The sequence below is a fragment of the Aquimarina algiphila genome (genome assembly GCF_947494415.1).
Lineage (GTDB): Bacteria > Bacteroidota > Bacteroidia > Flavobacteriales > Flavobacteriaceae > Aquimarina > Aquimarina algiphila.
The window spans coordinates 93,994-113,460 of the sequence record NZ_CANLVC010000006.1 but is presented as its reverse complement, the minus strand read 5'-3'; the positions used below and the strand labels follow the sequence as shown (position 1 = coordinate 113,460).

At 33.2% G+C, this 19,467-nt stretch carries 18 protein-coding genes; 4 read left to right on the top strand and 14 right to left on the bottom strand.

The genetic code is table 11. The features are described from left to right. Window positions 1-8: 8 nt before the first annotated feature. Genes PQF96_RS09740 through PQF96_RS09730 form a run of 3 tightly spaced genes read right to left on the bottom strand, consistent with a single transcriptional unit; the run spans window position 9 to window position 2,696 of the window. Window positions 9-770, bottom strand: a complete 762-nt coding sequence (locus PQF96_RS09740; protein ID WP_271765914.1) for a hypothetical protein — start codon at window positions 768-770, stop codon at window positions 9-11. After that, complete coding sequence (locus tag PQF96_RS09735) at window positions 757-1,692, bottom strand: MBL fold metallo-hydrolase (RefSeq protein WP_271765913.1); 936 nt, start codon at window positions 1,690-1,692, stop codon at window positions 757-759. The genes PQF96_RS09740 and PQF96_RS09735 overlap by 14 nt, the downstream gene beginning before the upstream one ends. Before the next feature lie 53 nt (window positions 1,693-1,745). Then, complete coding sequence (locus tag PQF96_RS09730) at window positions 1,746-2,696, bottom strand: SDR family NAD(P)-dependent oxidoreductase (RefSeq protein ID WP_271765912.1); 951 nt, start codon at window positions 2,694-2,696, stop codon at window positions 1,746-1,748. A 482-nt stretch (window positions 2,697-3,178) separates the two neighbouring features. Here PQF96_RS09730 and PQF96_RS09725 point away from each other — a divergent pair, with 482 nt between their 5' ends. Next, the gene (locus PQF96_RS09725) at window positions 3,179-4,045 is read left to right on the top strand and encodes a helix-turn-helix domain-containing protein (RefSeq protein WP_271765911.1); all 867 of its coding nucleotides are present in this window, start codon (window positions 3,179-3,181) and stop codon (window positions 4,043-4,045) included. 189 nt (window positions 4,046-4,234) lie between these two features. Here the strand turns inward: PQF96_RS09725 and PQF96_RS09720 are convergent, their stop codons facing one another. The 8 genes from PQF96_RS09720 to PQF96_RS09685 are packed head-to-tail and all read right to left on the bottom strand — an operon-like array spanning window position 4,235 to window position 13,500. Then, on the bottom strand, window positions 4,235-5,770 hold the full coding sequence (locus PQF96_RS09720; RefSeq protein ID WP_271765910.1) for an alpha-L-fucosidase: 1,536 nt from the start codon (window positions 5,768-5,770) through the stop codon (window positions 4,235-4,237). Between the two features lie 26 nt (window positions 5,771-5,796). Further along, window positions 5,797-7,293: an alpha-L-fucosidase gene (locus PQF96_RS09715; RefSeq protein WP_271765909.1), complete on the bottom strand. Its 1,497-nt coding sequence runs from the start codon at window positions 7,291-7,293 to the stop codon at window positions 5,797-5,799. Between the two features lie 23 nt (window positions 7,294-7,316). Next, window positions 7,317-8,015 carry an L-rhamnose mutarotase gene (locus PQF96_RS09710; protein ID WP_271765908.1) on the bottom strand — a complete coding sequence of 233 codons (699 nt, stop codon included), beginning with the start codon at window positions 8,013-8,015 and terminating at the stop codon, window positions 7,317-7,319. Window positions 8,016-8,033: 18 nt separating this feature from the next. Continuing rightward, window positions 8,034-9,662 (bottom strand): sodium:solute symporter family transporter, encoded by a 1,629-nt coding sequence (locus PQF96_RS09705; protein WP_271765907.1) that lies wholly within the window; start codon window positions 9,660-9,662, stop codon window positions 8,034-8,036. 29 nt (window positions 9,663-9,691) lie between these two features. Further along, complete coding sequence (locus PQF96_RS09700; protein WP_271765906.1) at window positions 9,692-10,711, bottom strand: zinc-binding alcohol dehydrogenase family protein; 1,020 nt, start codon at window positions 10,709-10,711, stop codon at window positions 9,692-9,694. Window positions 10,712-10,718: 7 nt separating this feature from the next. Then, window positions 10,719-11,651, bottom strand: coding sequence for an aldo/keto reductase (locus tag PQF96_RS09695; protein WP_271765905.1), 933 nt, complete (start codon window positions 11,649-11,651; stop codon window positions 10,719-10,721). 3 nt (window positions 11,652-11,654) lie between these two features. Beyond that, complete coding sequence (locus PQF96_RS09690; protein WP_271765904.1) at window positions 11,655-12,416, bottom strand: SDR family NAD(P)-dependent oxidoreductase; 762 nt, start codon at window positions 12,414-12,416, stop codon at window positions 11,655-11,657. A 1-nt stretch (window position 12,417) separates the two neighbouring features. Next, a complete protein-coding gene (locus tag PQF96_RS09685; protein WP_271765903.1) occupies window positions 12,418-13,500 on the bottom strand; it encodes a mandelate racemase/muconate lactonizing enzyme family protein in 1,083 nt (360 codons plus the stop codon). Between the two features lie 166 nt (window positions 13,501-13,666). On the opposite strand from PQF96_RS09685, the gene PQF96_RS09680 reads away from it, so the two are divergent. The 3 genes from PQF96_RS09680 (at window position 13,667) to PQF96_RS09670 (ending at window position 17,021) form a co-directional block, all read left to right on the top strand. Continuing rightward, window positions 13,667-14,518, top strand: a complete 852-nt coding sequence (locus PQF96_RS09680) for an AraC family transcriptional regulator (RefSeq protein ID WP_271765902.1) — start codon at window positions 13,667-13,669, stop codon at window positions 14,516-14,518. A 222-nt stretch (window positions 14,519-14,740) separates the two neighbouring features. Further along, window positions 14,741-15,808, top strand: coding sequence for a helix-turn-helix domain-containing protein (locus PQF96_RS09675; protein WP_271765901.1), 1,068 nt, complete (start codon window positions 14,741-14,743; stop codon window positions 15,806-15,808). Between the two features lie 64 nt (window positions 15,809-15,872). After that, window positions 15,873-17,021 carry an NAD-dependent epimerase/dehydratase family protein gene (locus PQF96_RS09670; RefSeq protein WP_143917943.1) on the top strand — a complete coding sequence of 383 codons (1,149 nt, stop codon included), beginning with the start codon at window positions 15,873-15,875 and terminating at the stop codon, window positions 17,019-17,021. 3 nt (window positions 17,022-17,024) lie between these two features. Here the strand turns inward: PQF96_RS09670 and PQF96_RS09665 are convergent, their stop codons facing one another. The 3 genes from PQF96_RS09665 to PQF96_RS09655 are packed head-to-tail and all read right to left on the bottom strand — an operon-like array spanning window position 17,025 to window position 19,467. After that, window positions 17,025-17,702, bottom strand: a complete 678-nt coding sequence (locus PQF96_RS09665; protein ID WP_143917942.1) for a LytR/AlgR family response regulator transcription factor — start codon at window positions 17,700-17,702, stop codon at window positions 17,025-17,027. Continuing rightward, window positions 17,699-18,727, bottom strand: a complete 1,029-nt coding sequence (locus PQF96_RS09660) for a sensor histidine kinase (RefSeq protein WP_271765900.1) — start codon at window positions 18,725-18,727, stop codon at window positions 17,699-17,701. Before PQF96_RS09660 ends, PQF96_RS09665 begins: the two co-directional genes overlap by 4 nt. Before the next feature lie 23 nt (window positions 18,728-18,750). Continuing rightward, on the bottom strand, window positions 18,751-19,467 hold the full coding sequence (locus PQF96_RS09655; protein WP_271765899.1) for a hypothetical protein: 717 nt from the start codon (window positions 19,465-19,467) through the stop codon (window positions 18,751-18,753).

Genomic DNA, 19,467 nt, shown 5'->3' with positions numbered 1-19,467 from the left:
ATGATAAATTAGTTATGCGTGATTGAAATTGGAATTGAGTAACAGAAAACCTGTTCTTCGCTAACCATGGCCCAAAATGGTTTTGAGTCCTTTAACAATTGTAAAACCTTATTTTCACCTGGTTCAACTTCTATAGAAATTACTTCTGCTTTCTGACCAGTAGTAAACCAAGTAACCTCTGATTGTACATTATTTCCATTTTTTATCTTTCCGCACATATTGACAATTCCTTGTGCTATCAAAGGTTCTGTTGCCTGTTCTTTTTTTAATTGTATATGTAAACGTTCATCTTCGTCTCCAAATATCGTGCTCATATAACTTCCTTTTTTGGCTGTGATACTGATTTCTGAAGAATATTGATATGGAAAGCCATAATTCGATTTCATACTGGCCAAAATTTCTTTGTTATTGGTTTCTCCCCAAATGGCCCAATGCCCTGGAGTACCATTTTTACTCTCCATAAATTCTACCTCGACATAAATAAATGCAATGGAAAAAATTGGCATTCCTTGTACACGTGAGGTTGTATACAACTCTAGTCCAGCCGTTACCTGGCCATCTTCTTTTATTTTTGGTTGAACTCCTTCAGGCAAAATTTCTTGTACACCATGGGCATCGAGATTGAACAGCACGATCGAAAAATTTTCACTTTTTGCCATAAAAGGTGGTTCAAGTATTTTTTGATCAAGTTTTTGAGCATTTAAAAAACAACTCGATATGATTGCTAGTATTAGCGAAAATAGTAGTTTTAAGTATTTATTTGTTTTCATTTTTAATGGATGTTTTGATTTCGTCATATGCGTGACCCAGATTTAACTCACGCCCTCCAAAGAAGATAATTTTATCATGAAAATCACTTTGTATATATTCATCTCGTTTTATTCCTTGTTTGATCATTCTTATACTGGTAATAATAAAACCCGAAATGTCGTTAAGAAACTCTTTAATTTTATCCCGATGGTATAATCCCACTCCATGACCCGGGATGATTTTTCCTGTTGGCCTGTCAATAACATTTCTAAGCTCCTTTTCCCAAAGTATGAGCGAGGCACCAAATCCTTCAATATCCAGGGCAAGCCCTCCCCAATAAAGATCGGCTAGATATAAAAGCTTAGTGTCAGGCAAATACATTATGAGTGATTTCCAACTCTCATTCTGGTCGATAATTTCGAATTCTGCGGATCTATTGGCAAATGGAATAGTAAAATTTTTGTCTACTTCTATATTGGGATGAACTATATCATATGGTTTTACCAGTTTTTGTGGAGAAACTTCCTCATAGGCTTGATATAGAATTTTTGTGGTTTTTTCTATGTGATCGTTCTCTCCCTTAATTGAGATAACGTCAATTTCACCAAATGCTTCTTTGAACAATTTAATTCCCATAAAATGATCGGCATGTGGATGTGAAATTACAATTGTGCCTACCTTCTTTTTAGGGAACATGTCTTTTAACTGTTCAATTAACAGCAGATTATTCTCATCAGAAAAATGTGTATCAATAAGGATAAGTGTATCATTGTCTTCTAATATAATAGAGGTCAAAGCCCATGTGCCACCACCTTGGAATATATATACATGATCTTCAATCTCATATAAGGTCTTAGTTGGAGCAGATGCTGATTGTTGTGAGAAGGCATAATGAAAAAATATAAGAAAACATATGGTGGAATCAAGTAATTTAAATCTCATTTGATTTGAGTTTATACATAATATTATAATTTATTTTATTGTTCTATTTGCGGCTATGCCGTATTCCTAGCATTCCAACCTGCTGCAACATCTAGTGCTGCCCCCGTAATATACCGTGCTCCTTCACTACAGAGAAAAACAGCTGTTTTTGCTATTTCTATAGGATCTAACAAACCAATGGGCAACGTATGAACAGTAGATTTTAAGTAAGAATTGAACCCTTCTCCTCTATTTTCTACATCTGGTTTTCCGAATATTTGAGCCATATGCTCATTTAGTACAAGTTTGGTTTTCACACCAGTTGGGCAAATTGTATTACAAGTAATACCATATTCACCTAATTCGATTGCCATACTTTTTGTAAAACCGATTACACCCCATTTGGTAGCAGCATATACTGGAAAAAAACCTGTGCCCTCTCTACCAGCCATTGAGCTAATGGTTATAATTCTTCCTGAGTTTTGCTCTTTTAGAATAGGAATAACCCCTTTAACGGTATTAATTACTCCCTTTAGATTAATATTCAATAGGGTCTGGGTGACATTTTCATTATGACTCAGCAAATCTCCAAAACGCGTTACTGCCGCATTAGCCACTACAAAATTTATTTTTCCAAATTTTTTCTTCGTTTCGGATAGTGCCCTTATAAGGCTTTTTTCATTTCGCACATCACCTTTAAATATTATACAACTTACATTGTATGATTCTATCTTTCTTTTGGCATTTTCTAAATCATCAATTGAAGACAATTCATAGGGCACATCTTCTATATTCATGGCTATATCATAAATAGCAATGTGAACACCTAGTTTGGCCAATTCTTCTGCCGTGCTAAAACCTATTCCTCTGGCACCTCCGGTAATAAAAGCAACTTTTTTTTCAAAATATAAATCATGAGCATCATCAGAAAATATGCTACTGGGGCTAAAACCAGCTATAGACATCCCACCCATGGTTAACGCAGAGGTCTTTAAAATTTCTCGTCTGTTCATTTTTCGGCTCATATCAATTGTTTTTTAATGTGGTGTTTGAATCAGATGGCTTATACCTTCACAAAAATAGAGCTTACGATATCACACGAACTTATTCAATTAGTTCAAAAAATTTAGAAAAAAGTTCATCTTAATTATTTCTTCATTTTTTCAATATAGATGTCCAAATATTTTGAGAAATTTACCTTGCAAAAAGTATCACATCATTAATTTTTACAATTATATTCGTATGGTACAAACCATGTTTTAGAAATAGAAACGGGTATCCTATCAAGGTTATCTTGTAAAAATCGGAGTAGTATTCAGAAAATTTGGTGATTATGAATCTATAAATCTTAAAATTAAAAGCAGTAGATTCTGAGTGGATGCTTTCTTTAATCCATACTATTGAGATAACAAGTAATAAAGACAAGATCTGGTTTTGAAAGGATGATAACAAGAAATACAAAAAACCAATATCTTCATCAGAAAGATTGAGGTAAATTTATGCTATTATGAACATAATAAATCTTCCTGATATTTTAATTGGCACAAGAGTGCCTGAATATAATGATGTTATTTTTTATTATCATGTTAGTGATGATGTTGACCATAGAACAAAAATCACATTTAATAGTCATTGTATTACTCTGTTATTAAGCGGAAAAAAGCACATCATTGTAGGGGATAAAAATTTCTTTTATGACCGCAACTCCTGTTTACTCTTCAAATCTGGTAATTATTTATCCACTAAAATTGCACCAACCGACAAGCCCTATCATAGCATCTTGATTTTTTTCAACTCTACTGCTTTAGAACGTATTAGGCATAAATATCAAGATTTATGCAACCATTCAAATTCTAAACTTTCTATACAAAACAAAATCTCGATTTCCACAGATTCTTATCTTGATAACTTTAAGACTACTATAAAAGAAATTTTTCATGACAATAGTACATTCTCCTCTAGGCTACAACTTATAAAGTTTGAAGAGATTATGTTATATCTTCTTGAACAATACGGGAAATCTGTCATTGATTTTTTTAAGACGCCCACTAGCTACAGTAATGAAAGTATGTTTAAAAAGATTATAGAAAAGAACATATTCAATTTGAGTACAATAGAAGAAATGGCTTTTCTATGTAATATGAGCATTTCTACATTTAAAAGGGTGTTTTTTGATTTATACAGAGTCAGTCCAGGAAAATGGATTCGTGAAAAAAGGCTCGAGAAATCAGCTTACCTCATCGGTGTTCACAAAAAAAATCCAAGTGAGATTTATGAAGAAATGGGTTTTTCTAGTCTTTCTAGTTTTTCTCAGTCTTTCAAAAAAAGGTTTGGAATAGCTCCAAAACAATACAAAACAAGAGGGAAGTTTTAATATTCAATCCAGGAAAACAAAGTGCTCTACTGCATAAAAACACCTGCTCATCATCCGTTTAAATATTCTAAATCCAATTTGGACACCTCACATCCTCAAAATCTTTTTTGGTAACTACTCCGTGAGCATATGAAAATACATGTATCGTACTCATAGGAATCACCTTAAATTATACTCAATTTGAATTTCTTAATTCTTAATCATCTTAAACACCCATGCATGTTTCAGATTTACATTAGATGGTAATGAAATTGTAATACCTTCAGCATTTTGCTTAAATACAATGTCACCATCATATCCCAATAGTTTTATAGTATCAACCTTTATTTTTGATGAAGTGAGATATTTGATTTTGATATCTTTTGTTGGTTCGACCAACACCGTAGCATACAAAAAATCATCCTTGATCGTAAAACGAATGTCTTCTTCTGTAAAACCTTTATTTTTATCTTCAGAAAGATGGCCGGTTTTGGTTTCTGTTGGACCCTCACCATATACCTCATAATAAGTCGATCCATAAATGGCTTCACCATTTATCGCTAACCATTCTCCTATATCCAATAATGTTTTTTGCTGATCCTCTGGAATAATCCCATCTTTCCTGGGACCAATATTAAGCAGTAAACAGCCATTTTTACTAACAATATCGACTAGGTCTGCAATTAACTCATCTGCATATTTAGGAATCCAGTTTTTAGCGTAGTACCATGAATTCTTACCAATGGATGTATCTGTCTGCCAATACTCGTTACGTAAGGAATCCATTTTACTTCTCTCCAAATCCAACATGTGAGTTCCTTTTTTATAGGATTCATATTTTAGATTCTTGGTTTGAAGTACTACATCTTTGCCTCTCTCGAGGCCTGAATTATAATAATACGCAGCTAATTTCTTATGATAAGGGGCAAATTCTGGACGATCCAGATAAAAATCAAACCACAAAATATCTGGCTGATACTTATCTATGATTTCTTTTGTTCGAGGCCACCACATATTAGCCAACCACTCTTTACTCACAGGAGCATTTCGCTCATGCCTTGGGGCATAGAGATCTGTATATTGTGGATCACCGGTATCAAAGTAATCTTGTTGGTTATAATAGTTCCAGTTAAAAGCCAAATGAGAACTGGCACCAGATATCAAGCCTTGTTTTTTAACCTCATCTATCAATTCCTTAAAAACATCACGTTTTGGTCCCATATCCATTGCATTATAAGGTGTAATACCAGATTCATAAAGAGCAAAACCATCATGGTGCTCTGCAACAGGGATTACATATTGTGCGCCGGCCTTTTTAAATAATTCTGCCCAAGCCTTTGGATCAAAATTTTCCATTGTCCATAGCGGGATCATATCTTTATATCCAAACTCCTTTTGGTCACCGAATTTCTCTCTGTGATGTGCTACAGCAGGATGAGGCTCTCTACTGGTATATTCTCCTGTAATATGGTCTATTTGCCCTGAATCCATGTACATCCAGCGAGGATACCAGTCCGTATGTAGTTCAGCTACCGAGTTAGGTCCCCAGTGTATGAAGATTCCAAATTTAGCATCTTTCATCCATTGAGGAATCTTATATTGCTCTAAACTATCCCAATTTTCTTCAAACTTGAATGCTTGTGTTGTGAGTTTTTGATTTTCTGTATCAACTTCAATTTTATCCTTTTTTTTTGATTGACAAGCCACTAAACTAATAGTAAATAGTATGTAAATTATTTTTTTCATTCTTTAAACTTTTATAAAAAATTCAGTTAAGACTTCCTTTTAATTTTAAAAACACAAGCATATTTACCTTCAAAATTAGTAGGCATTTCAACTTTTAAATGATATTTGTTTTGTTGATATTTTAATTCTACATCGCTACCTAATAGTTCAATAGAAAGTATATCATCTGCATATAATCTTCCATAAGACCCTAACGAATTAATAGTAATTTCTCCTTTAGGTATTCCTAGACAAGTAGCATATAGTATATTATCTTTTTGGGTAAACCTAAAGTCTTTGGATGTATAGGAGGCATTAATTTTCTTTTCTGAATAGTGCCCTGTATTGGGAAGAAATGATGGGCCTTCTCCATATATAGACCAAGGCATGGTTCCATAAATGGCTTCTCCATTGATTTCTAACCAATCCCCAATTTCGTACAGTTCTTTTTTTATAAAATCTGCAAAAGCACCGTCAGGTTTTGGAGGTACATTTAACAACAGAATTCCGTTTTTTGATGTAACATCTACTAACATGTCAATTAATAAGTTAGCATCTTTAATTCCCATACCTTCTTGATACCACCAACTAACAGGTTGACATATGTCAATATCGGTCATCCAGGTATCATATGTCAATTGATCAATAAGTCCATTTTCAAAATTTCGCATTCCAATACCAGGTGGGATATCATGCTCTTTATAAACAAATGCTACATCTTGCTTATTTTTAAGTGCTGTATTAAAATAATGACTAATATATTCTCTTTGTCTACTTTCATTAACACCACTAAAATAGACTTCTTTAGAGACCACCTTTCCATTTTTAAAGGAGTTTATATTATGTGCCCGAACGCTACCCCCAAAAGAAACATCAACCCAAGAAATATCTGGGCTATATTTTGTAACGGCTTCTTTCATTTTTGCTAACCAAAGATCCAGATGCTCTTCTGTATACTTAGATTGTTTTTCAATATGATTTTCCCAAGGTATAGCATCTGTTACATCTTCATCATGAGGCGGTCCATATAATTCATAAAAATTGGAATCTTTTCTACCAGGGTTATCTCTATCAATAGCAGCGCGATACCAATATCCTGAATGAAAAGACATGATGAATTTCATATTACGTTTTGTGATTTCTTTTTTTAATAATGCAGATATATCTTTTTTAGGTCCCATATCGACAACATCTAATTGAGTTAAATCACTATCCCAATGTACCATTCCGCTTCCATGCCATGAAACTGGACCCGCGAATTTGGCTCCTGATTTTTTAAAAAGTTCTGCCCATTCAGCAGCATCGAAATTTTCAAACTTGAAATCACCAATCATCTCATGCTGATATTTATTTTCATTGCCTTTGATAAATCTCATACTTTCTAAAGAAAAATGAGTGTATATTCCAAATTTAGCGTCTTTTAGCCACTGTGGTATTTCATGTTGTTGCAATGAAGTCCATGTAGGTTTATAGGTTTCTTGTATTTTTTGACCATATCCAATAAGGGATATGCAAACCAATGTTATACTTAATATCTGTTTCATAATACTTTAGAAAAAATACCTTTTTACTTTTGCAGAATCATAGTTTGCCACTTTTCGGCAGCCTTACTTTGTGGATCAACTTTTTGAAACTTTGCCACATATTCTTGCCATTCAGACTCCCGAGGTAAAGTGCTCCATTTTTCTCCATCTGTAGCAAAATCAAAATCCATTTTGGTATCCATAATTAGGTACGCCTGATAGCCTTCCCAATAGATTTCCATATCTTTTATGCCAACTTCTTTCATATTGGCGGTGATCTCTGGCCAAGCCATTCCCTTACCATGTACTCGTTTATATTCTTTTTTTAATTCAGGATCATTGATGATTTCTAAGGTCAAAACATACTTTTTTGTATTTTCCTGAATGGATATCAGTTGTCCTTCAAGAGGCGTATATTCATATTCCTGATCTAATTTGTAAACTCTTTCTAAGGGAGATAGAGATTCTAACAAAACAAATACTGAAGAATTGTTTTTTTGTAATGTAGTTAATACATCTTCGAAGTTGTAATTACCTGGAGCATCAATGATCAAAAACGCTTTATCATTCAATTTAAACACTTCTATTTCTATGGATGTATCATTTATATTCAGGTTTGAGGGTAATTTTACTGATGAAGAAACAGCAAATGTGAACCTTCTCACTTTTCCATCATCTCCCTTGTTTTGATTACAAGCACATAGCGTAAAGATCAATAAAACTATAGCGATGTATTTTTTCATTCTTATGTATTTTTTAAGTTATGCAATCATTTCAATTATTAGCCACAATACGACCAATACTATTAATACTACAATACCAATTATTCGATAATCAAAGGTTGATTTTATTTTTTTAAAATACGCGCTACCAGAAAAGGTAAGAGCTTGTTGTGCTTCTGTTGGCGTAGGAGTCAATAAACTTATAATGATAAAGATCAGACAACAAATAACAAAACCCCACCACGCTTGCATCATAAATATGATGCCCCAAGTATCGGTAATTAATTTTATACCATTTTTATCCGGAAAATCTAAGGCAAACATTAATATCCCAATGATCAACCCTATCCCAAAAGTAATCTTTGCTGCTTCTTTAGTACCTCGTTTCCAAAAGTAACCAAGAATAAAAACTGCTGAAATTGATGGTGCAATACTAGAACCAATAGAGTTTACAATAGTGATGATAGAACCACCTTTTGATCCAGCAATTAATGAAAAAAGAATAGCGATAATCATTACCACAAAAGCAGTTATTTTTCCAAACCAAACCAAGCGGCCATCTTTAGTCTCTGGTTTTAGCCTTTTAATGATATCTATAGAAACTAGCGTTGAAGAACTATTTAGAGCAGCTGCAACCGAACTCATAAGCGCAGCAAGCAAAGAAGCAATTACTAATCCTACCAATCCTACCGGGAGTAATTTATTAACAAGAATAGAAAATGTTTGTCCTGTACCAGCAGTAGTAATTTCATCTTTAAAAAGCACATAAGCAATCAAACCTGGCAAGAGCATAAAAAATACTGGCGCTAGTTTTAAAACTGCTGTAAACATTGGACCAATACGTGCATCCTTTTCAGATTTTGACCCTAAAGCTCTTTGAACAATAGTCTGATCTGTAAACCAATACCAAATACCTAATACTGGATACCCTAAAAATACAGCATACCAAGGAATCCCACCTGTCTCGGCTACTATGGCATCCGAGCGTAGCATAGATAAACTTCCTGGTTTGATGCTTTCTTTAAAAGAGGCCAAATCGGCAATACCTATATCTGGTAGCATCATTAAACCGAATACGGTTATGAGAATACTTCCTCCCAATAACATTACGGATTGTATAGATTCAGTAACTGCTACTGCCTTTAAGCCACCTAAAATAGTATACAGCGCTGTTAAACCTGAGATTAACAATACGCCCCATAATTGGTCTAGTCCAAAAAACTCCTTCATGATGGTAGCTCCTGCGTATAAACTAATTCCTATATGGATTAATAAGGCTGTTAAAATGGCAAAAACAACCATAAAGGTTCTGGAAACACCATCAAACCGTCTCTCAAAATATTCTGGAATTGTAGCGATTTGATTTCTAAAATAAAAAGGTGCAATAAAAATTCCTAAAAATACCAGGCATGGAATAGCCATCCATTCGAAAATTCCATCGGATAGTCCCGAGGTAAATCCAGACTCTGCGAAACCTACAATATGAACTGTTGAAATATTGGAGGCAAAAAGTGATGCTCCGACAACTCCCCAACCCAATGATCTTCCAGCAAGGAAGTAATTGTTAGAAGATTGTTTTTTGAAACCACCTCCGGCCCAAATACCTACAATCACAATACCAATTAGGTAAATGGCTATAATTGAAAGGTCGATAAATGAAATATTCATATAAATAGTACTTACGGGTCTAAAAAAAATTAATAGTCAATAATTGCCTTTATCAATACTCCTCCATAATCATAAAGTTCTTCAAACTTTGTTGGCACATCATCAAAATTCATTCGATGTGTTATAAACGTTTCAGGGTTTATTTTTCCTGCTTCTATGAGTTTAATAATCCTATTAAAATCAGTACTTAATGCCGCTCTACTTGCCTTTAAAGTCAATTCTTTTTTATGAAAATAAGGGTCATTAAAAACAATGTCTCCCTGGAACAATCCTATAAAAACAATGGTGCCTCCGGCTGAAACATACTTGAATGTATTCAACATAGATTTTGGGCTACCTGTTGCATCTAAAACTATAGTTGGCAAATCACCAGCTAATAGTTCTTCTAAATCTTCTTCGATGTGATCTGAGACTAATAAGGTATCTTTTACCTGAGTAATTTCCTGTGCTTTTTTAAGCTTATTGGCATCAATATCCATTGCGATCACTCTAGCTCCTGTCAATTGAGCAAATTGAATAGTCCCTAAACCAATAGGACCAGCTCCAATAACCAGTACAATATCATCTTTCTTTACTTCTGCACGATCGACAGCATGACAACCAATTGCTAATGGTTCTATCATAGCCAGTTGGTCATTGGATAATGTATCTGAAGGGTGTAATTTTTTTGCCGGAATCTTCATGACTTCCTGCATCCCACCATCGACATGTACACCAAATACACGCAAATAATCCCCACAATTTGTTTTCCCTCTTCTAGCGGCCTGTCCAATTTTTTCATTATAATAGGGTTCTACAGAACATCGATCTCCCACTTTTACATTAGATACTTCTGCACTTATTTCTAATACTTCTACAGCTAACTCATGCCCTAATATTCTTGGATATTCAAAAAAAGGCTGGTTGCCTTTAAAGGCATGTAAGTCTGTACCACAGACACCCATTTTATGAACCTTGACCAATGCTTCTCCAGATTGTAAATCCCTACCTGGAAATTCTTTTGAATAACTTTTCCAAACTCCTGGTTTTTCTAATCGTATTATCTTCATAGCTCATTTAATCTAATATAACTTTGCTTACTTCTTCAAAGGTTTCCTGATCCAGTTTTCCCAACTTCCAGTCATGAATTGTTGACTTTATTTGGGTAAGATTTTTTGCTCCCATAACCACACGGTCTGCTTCCTTGATCGAAAAGAGATAACGTTGTGCTAATGTTGCCAAAGACATTTCTTGTTTATCTGCTATTGCTTTTACCTTTCTCGCATTCAATAGATCTGATTCTGTAATCCATTCTCCATCAGCTCCATCGTTTTGATATTTTTTGAATCGATTTCCTAATAAAGAAAAGTGGAGTGCTGAAGCTGCATAGTATGCGATTCCTTCCTTTTTATACTGTTGAATTTCTCCATCAAAAACTGAAAGATTACAAGCATCCATTTTTAGAAAACCCGATACTACGGTAAAGTATTTCTTTTTTACATAAGGCATAAAAGTAGAATTAGGATTTCCCCCAACACCCAATTCCTTCACCAAACCTTGCGATTTAAATTCGAGCAACGTTTCAATCACATCTTCAATTTGATCGAGAGGGACTAATTGTGGTTCATGTAGAAACAACAAATCAATTGAAGTATTTAATGTTTCAAGGCTGTTTTCTAAACTTTTTTTCATTCCGTCTTTAGAATAATCAAGCTTTACCTCAAAAGCATCATTTCCTTTTAATCTTCCTATTTTGGTACTAACAAATGGCTTTTTACCTTTCCATTGCCGTATTGCCTCACCCACATATTTCTCTGCATTGGCGTAAGAAGGTGCAGTATCCAAGACAGAAATTCCGTTTTCAAATGCATACAGTAAGGTATCTACAGATTCCTGCGCTTCTACTTTTCCCCATACACCTCCTAATCCTGAAGTGCCAAAAACCAGGCGACTTTCTCCTCCAAAAGCATCACTTATTTCATAGTTTTCTATGTAAGAAGGTCTATTCATCTATTAAAAACTTACAGTAGCACCGCCATCCACCGGTAATACCACTCCTGTTATATATCTTGCCGCCTCAGAACTTAAAAACACCGCAGCATTACCAATATCACTGGTTTGACCAAAACCATCCATAGCAATACGATTAACGATTTGTTGTTTACGTTTTTCGTCTTTATTAATGGCATTTAAAAACATATTAGATTCTATCCAACCGGGTGCAATGGCATTTACACGAACGTTACTAGTTGAATATTCTGTAACTAGAGCATTGACTAGTCCTGTTAATGCAGTTTTTGATGTCCCATAAGCTACTACTTTATCTATCCCGAATAAACCAGCCATAGAACCTATCATAAGAATGGAACCGCATTTTCGCTGCAACATATATTTGGCGCATTCTCGAGTAAGCGTAAAAACACTCATAACATTGGTTTGTAAAATCCTTTCAAAGTCTTTATCAGAAGTTTCTTGAGCATTTGCCTTATGATGTATACCGGCGTTATTTACTAATATTTCTATGGGTCCTTCTGTTTCTTCTATTTCTGTGACTAATACAGGTATTCCCTCTTTACGCGTAATATCATTTACACGGTATGTCGATTTTTCTCCTAATTCGGCAACAGCTTTTTTTAATACTTCTTCTCTTCTCCCGGTAATAACAACTCGTGCTCCTGCTTCAACAAAAGCTTTTGAAATTCCCAGACCTATACCAGTTCCACCTCCTGTAACTAATGCCAATTTTCCTTCTAAAGAAAATACAGATAAAGCCATATTATTTAATTTCGGTTAATCTATCATCTATAAAATTGAACCCCCAACCAGGTAAATCATGTGGTTTTGCATACCCATCTTTAATGACCATAGGGTTATCAATTAATGGATCTACCCAATCAAAAGATTCAGCTCCAACTCCATTGGAAATAGTACACAACAATGGAACATCATAATCTTTATAATAATGGGGTAATACGGGGAGATGAAAGCTATTGGCCAATGCTGCACTTTCTCTCCAAGCTTCAACTCCGCCTATCCTTAAAATATCAGGTTGCCAAATATCCAAAGCATTTCTCGAAATCAATTCGCGCAAGGCCAGCGTATCAAACTCTCTTTCTCCCATGGCCAAAGAAACTCCTGTTTGATTTTTTAATATTTCAAAAGCCTGAAAATTTTGATGGTTTACGGGTTCTTCAAACCAATGAATATTTAAATTCTTTGCCTCATTAGATAATTTAATTGCTGATGGTAAATCCATACCCTGATTAGCATCCATCATAATATCAACTTTATCTCCTACCGCTTCACGTACTTTTTTCAGCCTTTCTAAATCTGTACTAACTTTTGGAGATCCTACCTTGATTTTTACCGCTTTGAATCCACGGTTTGCATAGTCTGTAACTTCTTCTATTAGTTCATCAATCGAATACGAAATCCACCCACCGCTTCCATATATATGCACTTTCTCTTTGGTGACACCTAATAACTTATGAACAGGTAATTTTTGAGATTTGGCCCAAGCGTCCCACATTGCGATATTTACAGCAGCTTGTGACCATCTTAATAAACCTTGATTTCCAAAATACTCAAAGAGGTTTTCTAATTTCTGATGTACAATTCCTGTTTCAAAACATTGATGTCCTTTTACTGCCGGAACAATATCTTTTAAGGCTCCTATGATAGCATTTGGAGAATATTGAAAAGACAGCAGGTATGATTCTCCAATAATTCCATTTTCTAGCTGAATTCTCATTATAATAAAGGAGATTTCAGTTAATGTGTGAGTTGAATCTGAAATGGGTTTTTTAAGCTCTGAAGACGCTTTATATATTTTTACGTCTCTAATCGCTAAATCATTCATAATAATATCTTAGTTACTTTATGCAATACAAAGGTCTTTGATTTCATTGAAGAATTGATACAGCATATGGTTCATTTTATATACTATATTGACTATTAAGTTAATTTACAGCTTATCATAAATTAATAATGGTCATTTTTGTTTTTAAATATTAGCGTAAAAAAATATGAAAGCATACCTTAAAGAGGTTACAACTTCACCTGATAGCTCTTTTAAAGTTAAAGTCTTTGAAGGCAAAGAGTTTAAGCCTGTATGGCATTTTCACCCTCAATATGAACTTACATACATGGTAAGGAGTACTGGAATAAGGTATGTGGGAGATTCAATGCATTCTTTTAAACGTGGTGATTTGGTTCTAGTGGGTAAAAATGTTCCTCACTCATGGAAGACCATTGATACAAAAAATGAACACGTTAAATGTGTTATCATACAATGGGATGAAACCTTGTTCAAAAATTGGTTAGACAAACCAGAATTTATCGCTATAAAAGCTTTACTACAAAAATCTTCTAGAAGTGTCTCTTTTGATTATACTATTGCTACATCTTTAGAAAAATCATTTATTTCTATTGCTAAACAGGCTCCTTTTGAAAGATTAGTAACATTATTAAATATTCTACACACATTAGCTACCAAATCCACCATGCAATTATTAGCTGGGCCAGGATTTGGAAAGGTACTTTCTTCAAAAGAGAGCCATCGAGTTAACGTAATTCATAATTACATCAAAGATAATATCCATAGTCAAAATCTACTCCATGAGTTATCTGTAAAGCTTTCATTAAGTAAAGAGGCATTCTGCAGGTTTTTCAAGAAAACCTTTGACAAAACATTTTCTAATTACATAAATGAATACAAAATAACAATTGCCAGTAAGATGCTCATTGAAACCGACTTATCTGTTTCTGAAATCGGTTATCAATCTGGTTACAACAATTTGTCTTTTTTTTACCGGCGGTTTAATCGGTACAAACAAATGTCTCCCAAGAACTATCGTCAACAGTTTCAAAATCTATAATACTTACTCTTCTTTAGTTGTCTCACAAATTACAAAGAGGTGTACAATTATAGTTTAGTAAGGTTTTGTTTTAGCTTTACCGTGCTTACAGAATTAATTTATAAGCTTTTTATTTTTGTAAATTTTTATTAATTATTACTTTTCAGATATTAATCTAGTATTGATTATACTTTATTTTTTACCTAATTCTGTAATAGATAATATTAAAAAAGATATGACTACATGACTTATTGGCTAGAAATATTTTGTGGAATAGGAGCAATTCAAAGTATTTTATTCATATTATTAATACTAGCAAAAAAGAACAAAAGATTATCTGATTGGAATCTAATTCTTTGGTTTTTAATTTTTTTCACTCACTTAGTATTAGCTATAGTAAAAGAAAAATATCCTATAAATGCTTTAGAAATACTAACAATGACCATTGGTTTTCTACATGGCCCTTTTTTTTACTATTACGCAAAAACTATATTCAATCAACACCCCAGCAAATTTGATATTTTACATTTTTTACCTTTTTTGGTTTTCACTATTTCTGGCTTTTATATCAAACCTAATCAAGAACTATCGTTAGAAATCATCGTTCTTATTGCAAAACTTGCCTCTAGAATTATTTACCCTTTATATGTATTATTCTCGCTTAATGCAAAACTTAAATTTTTGAAATCAAAAAGAGCCGATCATAGTATATTAGAATTATCCTGGCTTAAAAATATAGCAATCTTGTTTTTAATTAGCTCAGGAATTGCGATGTTAAGGCTTACTACAGAACTTCTGGTTGGTGTTGCATACTTTGAACTTCTGGATATGTTACTTTATGTTAGCCTTTTTACAATTATTGGTTTTTTTGGTTTGAAATATGGTATCGTCTATACACCAGAAATCTCTCTTAGTGCATTTCCGGAAGAAAAAAAATACAAGCATAGTCCTTTAAAGAATGATGAGATCAATATTTTTCAAAATAAAATTAATTCCTTTTTTAAAGAAAGTACTATGTATTTGCATTCAGATTTTTCATTAACCACTTTATCAAAATCTTTAAATATTCCCAAACATCACCTTTCTCAGATTATAAATTCGGACATGGGTACTACCTTTTATGATTTGATTAATACAAAACGAATAGAATATGCTATGCACAGAATAAGGAAAGGAAATAATAAACAATTGACATTTGAAGGGTTGGGTTATGAATGTGGGTTTAATTCTAAATCCACTTTCTTTTATCATTTTAAAAAGCATACAGGAAAAACACCAGGTCAATTTGTAAAAGGAATAAGTTCGGATTAATTAAGAGGTTCCGTTATCATCTTGCAAATCACTTTGTTTGTATCTCAATTTAAGATTAAACAAAATGAAGAAACGAGATTTTATAAAAACCATGGGAGCAGCTACAGCGTTTACATTTTTAAATCCATTAGAAGCTTTAACATATACATCAAATAGTGATAAAAACCATATTCCTAAGGTTCTCGTTCTAGGCGGAAGAGGTTTTATAGGACCAACTATTGTTAGTGCTTTTTTAAAATCTGGTTATCATGTTACTTTATTAAATAGAGGAAAAACAAACCCTCACCTTTTTAAAAATCTTCCCATAATAATCTGCGATAGAGAACTGGAAAACAAACAAGGGCTTAAAACTATTGATAAAAAACATAAAGAAACGTATTGGGATATCGTTGTAGACACATGGCAGAAATCTCCAAAAGCTGTTTCAGATTTCCTGGAGGAATTTGAGGGACAAATTGGACACTATCATTACGTCTCTACCGTTTCTGTTTATGATAAATGGGACAAGAAATTTATAACAGAGACAGAACCTTTAAATCCACTTCCAAAATTTCCGAAAACCATACAAGAAGATTTTAGGTATGCTATTAGAAAAACATTTTCTGAAGTCACCATAAGAGAAAAGACAAATAAGTATACAATATACAGATCTCATGGCATGAAAGATTTTAGGACCACAAGACCCGAAGATCCCAATTCAGAACCATTTTGGCCTATTAGATTTTATAGAGGAGGTGAAATCCTGTTACCTGCAACCCACAATCATCACATCCAGGTTACTGATGTAAAAAGTTTAGTGAATTTTATCATTCACTGCGCTAAGAATAAAATTTATGGAGACTACAATGTTGCATACACTCCTACTCCCTTTAAAGATTATGTCTCCAGCCTAATACATGCTACCCAAATGCCGAAAAAAATGCATTGGATTGATGGTGACTTTTTAATAAAAAATGAGATCCTTCCATACAAAATAATGCCTTTATGGAAACCAAGTCCGGCTGGTTCTTATTATTTTAATGTTCAGAAAGCAATTGAAGCAGGGTTAGTGAATCGTCCAATGGTAGAAATGACCATAGATCAATTAGAAGGGTATAAAAGCAGACATCCAAATGATGATGTAAAATTTGGAGTTGTTATAAACAATAAACAAATGAAATATTATTCTATGGATAAGGAAAAAGAGGTTATCAAAAAATGGCTTGCTAAATAATTATTAATAACTAATACGCTTTAAGAAATCGTTCTTGTATGTTTTTCCGATCGGCATTACTGTATCTTGAATAAAAACCTGATTCCCCAAGACTTTTTCAATCTTATCCAGATTGATAATATAAGAACGATGTATTCTAACAAAATTAGAATTATACAATTTTTCTTCCCAATTTCTAAGGCTATCTAAAATCAAAATACTTTTATCTTTTGTAACTACCTTCACATAATCCACTTCAGCTTTCAAAAAAAGAATATCATCAATATTTACCTTATAAATAGCCTTATCTGCATAGATAAAAAGCTGTTTTGTGTTCTCATTATTATCCAATGCTTTTATATCCTGTAACCTGTTTACAGCTTTAAAAAACCGTTCATATGAAAAAGGTTTTACCAGGTAATCCACAACTGCTTCTTCAAAAGCTTCAACCGCATAATCTGGATAAGCTGTAGTAATAATAACTTTAGGAGGATTTGATAACGTTCTTAAAAAAGATAAACCATTTAATTCGGGAAGTTGAATATCCAAAAACAAAAAATCTGTTTCGTCTAGCTCTTGTAATGGTACATCCAATCCACTTTCATACACCCCCAAACAGTTCACAAAAGGGGTTTTCTCGATATAATTTTGTAAAACCTCTTGCGCTCCATGCTCGTCTTCTATAATTAAACAATGTATCATAATGAAATAGTAAGTATCACTCTAAATAGGTTCTCTTCTTTTTTAATTTCTAATTGATGCTGTTCTGGATATAACAATTGCAGCCTTTTTTGTGTGTTTTTTATTCCAATACCGCTCTCTTGCCAGTTTATTTCGATCTCTTGTTTTCCATTTTCATCGTATGGATTCTCGCAATAAAAAGAGAACTGGTTATCTTTTAATATTGCTTTAATATTTATTGGATGTTTATTACCCTTCAAAATACTTGTGTACTTAAATGCATTTTCTACAAAAGGAATTAATAGTAATGGTGCAATTTGTTTTTTTGCATTATCCATCTTACTCAAAAAATCAACTTCTACCTTAGTAGATAATCGTTCTTCTTGCAAACTAATATAGTCTTTTATATGAGTAATTTCCTGATCAAGAGATACATCTTCTTTTTGTCCTTCATGCAATACATATCTAAAATTATTCGAGAGTTTTAAAATTAAATCAGGAGTTTTTTCATCTCCTTTTAATGCATTTGCATAAATATTATTGAGTGTATTAAATAAAAAATGTGGATTCACTTGTGCTTTTAACGCTCTAAGTTCTGCTTGTTGTTTTTCTTGTATTGTAGCATCTAACTCTTGCTGTTTTGTATATAACTTCTTTACAGAATGTAAAGCAAAAAAAACCAAACTAAAAGATAAGTATGTTACCAAACTAGAAGTTATAGATCTCCAACGATGATGCTTATGTCCTTCTTCTGGATGAAAAAAAGTATCGGCATAGTAATGAATCAAAGCGTTGCAAATAAAGACAAGCAATACTAAAAGAATATATTTTCTCTTATTGCTTAATGGAAAGAACCACAAATACATTATATATGTGGGAATCATATTGAATAATAATGCTACCAATTCATGCATAAAACTCATAGGATACCCTCCTTCTCTACCCATATATTTTACATACGGAAAAAAGAGTACCATTCCCCAAAAGAACAAATGCAATACAGGCTCTGTCTTTTTCAGTTTTAGATACATCGTGTTATTATTCATAGAAGAGTACTAAGTTATTATTTTTATTGATGATAAATCACTAAATCCTTTATTGATGCCTTTGCCAGAATAGTTTTTTCTTTGGTTGTAGTGCCGCTTATTCTAAAAATCACATGTCCTCCTAAAAGTGGCGAAAAGTCTGTACGTTCGAAAATAACAATATCGTCAAGAGAAAACCATACACTATTCTCTTTTTTACCTATTTCTACGGTAACCCATTCCTTAGACTTCATTATATTTTCTTCTTTTCGGAGATGAAAACCTCGATCTAATGAAGAAATGTTTTTATAAAAAAATGGAGTATATCCATGAGATTCATTATTAAAGGTCAAGTTATAATGGTTCATTTTTCTACGCCACTCCCATATTGCCTCTTCATCAGCGTTCTTTTCTGGTAAGGTGAGTTGTAATGTTTCTGCTGTATCAGATGCCGAAAACAATGTGATTAATACCGATGCTTCAGACAAAGGCTTTACCTTATACTTTAATACCATATCACCTTCATATCTTTTTGGACTTATCAAAAAGAAACCATCAGAGCTATCTATCTCTTCAAAAACAAATTCATGATCTTGTATCGAAGTTTTACCTTTCCCTAGTGTTTCCCACCCAGAGAGCTCCTGAGAACTAACTTTTTCTTCAATAAGTTCATTAGAATTGCAACTTACTAGTCCTAATCCCAAAACTACCAATATCATAAATAGAAAAGAGTTCCTTTGTATTACATTAAATTTTACCAT

What these genes read in the sequence shown, in the direction of transcription:
- PQF96_RS09740 (WP_271765914.1), bottom strand. Translation starts at nt 770, where the DNA reads ATGAAAACAAATAAATACTTAAAACTACTATTTTCGCTAATACTAGCA.
- PQF96_RS09735 (WP_271765913.1), bottom strand. Translation starts at nt 1,692, where the DNA reads ATGAGATTTAAATTACTTGATTCCACCATATGTTTTCTTATATTTTTT.
- PQF96_RS09730 (WP_271765912.1), bottom strand. Translation starts at nt 2,696, where the DNA reads ATGAGCCGAAAAATGAACAGACGAGAAATTTTAAAGACCTCTGCGTTA.
- PQF96_RS09725 (WP_271765911.1), top strand. Translation starts at nt 3,179, where the DNA reads ATGAACATAATAAATCTTCCTGATATTTTAATTGGCACAAGAGTGCCT.
- PQF96_RS09720 (WP_271765910.1), bottom strand. Translation starts at nt 5,770, where the DNA reads ATGAAAAAAATAATTTACATACTATTTACTATTAGTTTAGTGGCTTGT.
- PQF96_RS09715 (WP_271765909.1), bottom strand. Translation starts at nt 7,293, where the DNA reads ATGAAACAGATATTAAGTATAACATTGGTTTGCATATCCCTTATTGGA.
- PQF96_RS09710 (WP_271765908.1), bottom strand. Translation starts at nt 8,015, where the DNA reads ATGAAAAAATACATCGCTATAGTTTTATTGATCTTTACGCTATGTGCT.
- PQF96_RS09705 (WP_271765907.1), bottom strand. Translation starts at nt 9,662, where the DNA reads ATGAATATTTCATTTATCGACCTTTCAATTATAGCCATTTACCTAATT.
- PQF96_RS09700 (WP_271765906.1), bottom strand. Translation starts at nt 10,711, where the DNA reads ATGAAGATAATACGATTAGAAAAACCAGGAGTTTGGAAAAGTTATTCA.
- PQF96_RS09695 (WP_271765905.1), bottom strand. Translation starts at nt 11,651, where the DNA reads ATGAATAGACCTTCTTACATAGAAAACTATGAAATAAGTGATGCTTTT.
- PQF96_RS09690 (WP_271765904.1), bottom strand. Translation starts at nt 12,416, where the DNA reads ATGGCTTTATCTGTATTTTCTTTAGAAGGAAAATTGGCATTAGTTACA.
- PQF96_RS09685 (WP_271765903.1), bottom strand. Translation starts at nt 13,500, where the DNA reads ATGAATGATTTAGCGATTAGAGACGTAAAAATATATAAAGCGTCTTCA.
- PQF96_RS09680 (WP_271765902.1), top strand. Translation starts at nt 13,667, where the DNA reads ATGAAAGCATACCTTAAAGAGGTTACAACTTCACCTGATAGCTCTTTT.
- PQF96_RS09675 (WP_271765901.1), top strand. Translation starts at nt 14,741, where the DNA reads ATGACTTATTGGCTAGAAATATTTTGTGGAATAGGAGCAATTCAAAGT.
- PQF96_RS09670 (WP_143917943.1), top strand. Translation starts at nt 15,873, where the DNA reads ATGAAGAAACGAGATTTTATAAAAACCATGGGAGCAGCTACAGCGTTT.
- PQF96_RS09665 (WP_143917942.1), bottom strand. Translation starts at nt 17,702, where the DNA reads ATGATACATTGTTTAATTATAGAAGACGAGCATGGAGCGCAAGAGGTT.
- PQF96_RS09660 (WP_271765900.1), bottom strand. Translation starts at nt 18,727, where the DNA reads ATGAATAATAACACGATGTATCTAAAACTGAAAAAGACAGAGCCTGTA.
- PQF96_RS09655 (WP_271765899.1), bottom strand. Translation starts at nt 19,467, where the DNA reads ATGGTAAAATTTAATGTAATACAAAGGAACTCTTTTCTATTTATGATA.